The 3,475-nt window shown below is 36.7% G+C and carries 4 protein-coding genes; all 4 read right to left on the minus strand.

Features of this window, described 5'->3' with window-relative positions:
* Window positions 1–1,065, minus strand: a 1,065-nt coding sequence (locus PN497_RS03935; protein ID WP_272109668.1) for an RNA-guided endonuclease InsQ/TnpB family protein, incomplete at its 3' end; no start/stop codon positions are given.
* Window positions 1,066–1,187: 122 nt separating this feature from the next.
* On the minus strand, window positions 1,188–1,430 hold the full coding sequence (locus PN497_RS03940) for a MerR family transcriptional regulator (protein ID WP_193944304.1): 243 nt from the start codon (window positions 1,428–1,430) through the stop codon (window positions 1,188–1,190).
* A 146-nt stretch (window positions 1,431–1,576) separates the two neighbouring features.
* Window positions 1,577–2,497, minus strand: a complete 921-nt coding sequence (gene thyD, locus PN497_RS03945) for a thylakoid membrane protein ThyD (RefSeq protein WP_096567015.1) — start codon at window positions 2,495–2,497, stop codon at window positions 1,577–1,579.
* Window positions 2,498–2,710: 213 nt separating this feature from the next.
* Window positions 2,711–2,860 (minus strand): hypothetical protein, encoded by a 150-nt coding sequence (locus PN497_RS03950; RefSeq protein WP_272109669.1) that lies wholly within the window; start codon window positions 2,858–2,860, stop codon window positions 2,711–2,713.
* Window positions 2,861–3,475: the final 615 nt, after the last annotated feature.

The raw sequence follows: 3,475 nt of genomic DNA on the forward strand, positions 1-3,475 counted from the left end.
ACGCGATAAATTAATTGCAGCGTTTAGATCCCTATCTATCTCAAAACCGCAGTTCTCGCAGCAATAAATTCTTTCGGATAAAGAAAGATTTTCTTTTTTATGCCCACAACGAGAACAGGTTTTGCTTGATGGATAAAATCTATCAGCAATTATAATTTCACAGCCAAATTTTTTAGCTTTATATTCTAGCTGACGCTTAAACTCATAAAACCCACAATCAGCTATTGCTTGAGCTAATTTATGATTTGACAACATCCCTGAAACATTTAAATCTTCTACTACTATCTTGGCGTGGTTTTTGCATAAGTAAGTAGTAAGTTTATGAAGAGTGTCTTTTCTCAGGTTTGCTATTCTTGCATGATGTCTAGCTAGTTTAATTTTAGCTTTGTGTTTATTATTTGAACATGAAGCCTTTCTGCAATAGACTTTGGATAATCTTTGCAGTTTAGCTAAATTCTGTTGATAGTGTTTAGGATTAGGGAAAGTAACACCAGTGCTTAGTGTAGCTAGTTCCTTTACTCCCAAATCAACACCAACAATAGTATAGTTTTTAATAGTTGGTTGACATTCTTGTTCATAAGAAAAGGCTATATACCAACTATCGGCAGTTCTAGAAATAGTAATGCTTTTGCAAGTAGTATGAGGCAATCCTTCATAAGTTTTTACCCATCCAATTGTTGGTAGTTTTATTGATATACCACCTACAGGAATTGGTTTACCACCAGCATCAATTGTAAAACTATCATTTTTCCCTTTCTTTTTGAAGTTAGGATATTTAGACTGTCCTTGAAAGAATCTCTGAAAAGCTTCACCTAAACTATCAAAAGCATATTGAGTGATTTTCTGACAAATACCTTTTTCTTTCATCCATGTCAATTCAGGTTTGACATGATTATTAAAGAATTTTTTGAGTATGTATTTATTTGGTTTTAATCCATCATTATACAAATCCTGCCAAGTTGCTAAACCCCAATTATAAGTAAACCTTGCTATACCAGCGTGTTTAGCCATTAATATTTCTTGGGTTTTATTTAACTTGAGTTGTGTTTTGATGGATAAAAGCATTTGCTGATGTCAACACTATACTTTATTATTTAATTCTGACACATTTTGCCTAATTTTTTAGTCAACTTATTCCATGTATAGGTCAAATACTTGTAGTTTTGTATGTACTTGTATAGGTTTGTCTAGTAAATTGTCAACTTAGGACAAGCTCTAAGAACATGAATTTCAACGAGGTTGATAAATGAAAGGAGTTTTGGTTTAATATCTTGAGTTAAAATTAGTGGTTTGGAGAATTGAGAACCATTTGATATTGTTGCTATCCAAGATCGAATAGTACCTGCTGGTATACGTAGGTATTTAGCAGCATCGCTAATAGAATAGGCAGGAATATCTCTAGGATCAACTTCTCCATAAAGGTTGTTCATAAATTTACCTACCAGAGATGTTCTTGTTTATTGTTTATATCATGTTTGAGATATTGATTATATCTGTTGGGGCTGGAAATGGGGAATAGGGGATAGAAGGAAGTTTCCCAATTACCCATTACCCATTACTCATCACCCATCACCAATTATTTCAAAATTTGCATCAATGCTGATTGCAAATTTGGATACTGATAATTAAAACCTGACGCTTGAGTGCGTTGAGGTAAAACCTTTTGCCCCTCTAAAACTACAATTGCCCCATCTCCCAATAATGCGTCCAAAGCAAAACCAGGAACAGGCAACCAAGAAGGGCGATTCATCACCTGTCCCATTGTATTACTTAACTCGCTCATCCGCACAGGATTGGGAGCAGTGGCATTGTATACACCTTGCATTTTGGGCTGGGTTAAAGCTTGGATAATTAAGTTCACAATATCGTCTATGTGAATCCACGAAAACCACTGACGACCGCTACCAATGGGACCACCTGCAAAAAGTTTGAAGGGAGTAATCATTTTACCCAAAGCGCCGCCATGACCTAAAACAATGCCAAAGCGCAAAATTACCAAGCGCACACCGGCATTTGTTGCCTTCTGCGCTTCCGCTTCCCATTCTTGACAAACTTGAGCTAAAAAATCTTGACCTGAAGGGCTATTTTCTTCAAAAGTAGCTGTTTCGCTAGTTCCATAATAACCAATAGCTGAAGCGTTTACCAATACCGATGGTTTAGGGTTAGCCGTAGCTATAGCTTCCACAACTTTTTGTGTACCGAGTTTGCGGCTGTTGAGAATAGCTTGCTTACGTTCTGGTGTCCAACGTTCCTCAGCGATGGGTTCTCCCGCCAAATTTACCACACCATCACAACCAGCAACAGCATCTTGCCAAGCGCCCGATACACCTGGTGTATAAGCCCTAATTTCTACATTTGGGAAAGCCTGAGAGGGAAAAACCTTGTGGGCAGAATTGGTATTTCGACTTAACACCAATACTCTATTACCTTCTTCTTGCAGCCGTTTAACTAGACGACTACCGACAAAACCAGTTGCTCCCGTGATCGCTACTTTCATTGTTAACCTAAACTCAAGCACATTGTACAGTCTTCACTGTTAACTTAATTTAACAATTTTTCAGCCTGTACTGTCTTGTTGTTAAGTTAATTTCTTTGCTGTCACCTGTATTTTGCAAATTATACCATGTGAAAAAATGATGGCGACAGACGAAAAGCTTATCTAGCAACCCTTAAACAATCTAAAATCCAAAATCCAAAATCCAAAATCGTATTAACTGGCGTGTTCCCAGTCACTAAGTAATTCACGTTGCTGCTTTTTGGTGTTGTTTTTACGGACTGGCACTTTAGGAACGCCAATATCAACATGAATAAAAGACTGTTTTGCCTTTTTAGCAGATTTGTTTTCTGGTGCGTTTGTCATTGTCCGATACTTTGGATAAAAACTTCAGTCCTAATTTATAACATCACTTTTTTTTAGACACATTCCGGAAGAAAGATTTTATTTTTTGGCAAAATTGTTTAATGATAATAAACATGAGAAACGGTGGGTTTAATTACAGAAAAACCTGGTCTTATAGGGTTTTTCTCTCCTACCATAACTTGAAAATTTATTTAGCTATAAAGCTTACTAATTATAGCTTACAGTCTACAATTACCAGGGCGTAAATGCCAAAATATCTCATTATTTGATTTTGGGTTTGATGGTGAAGATAACCTTTGCCTATTCAGCTACGACTCTACAGGCTGATGAGAATTTATTGTAACTTTAAATGCTAATTTTTTTTGTGTTTCTGCACTAGGATAGATCAGAAATAAATTTCCATCACTAGGCGATAAAATTCTTAACTGATCAGATACAAAATTTGATGTTGGCTGTTTTGCTAACCATTCATCATACACAGACGATAAATGGAAATCAGTAGAATTTTCGTAAGTAGGGGTTGCTGAGAAAGCCTTTCCGTGAGGGCATAGGAGTCAGGAGTCAGGAGTCAGGAGTCAGGAGTCAGGAGTCAGGAGTCAGGAGTCAGGAGTCAGG

The sequence above is a fragment of the Sphaerospermopsis kisseleviana CS-549 genome (genome assembly GCF_028329225.1).
In the GTDB taxonomy this organism is placed as follows: Bacteria; Cyanobacteriota; Cyanobacteriia; order Cyanobacteriales; family Nostocaceae; genus Sphaerospermopsis; species Sphaerospermopsis kisseleviana.

Coding starts and splice junctions, on each gene's coding strand:
- thyD (WP_096567015.1), bottom strand. CDS start 2,497: ATGAAAGTAGCGATCACGGGAGCAACTGGTTTTGTCGGTAGTCGTCTA.
- PN497_RS03950 (WP_272109669.1), bottom strand. CDS start 2,860: ATGACAAACGCACCAGAAAACAAATCTGCTAAAAAGGCAAAACAGTCT.
- PN497_RS03940 (WP_193944304.1), bottom strand. CDS start 1,430: ATGAACAACCTTTATGGAGAAGTTGATCCTAGAGATATTCCTGCCTAT.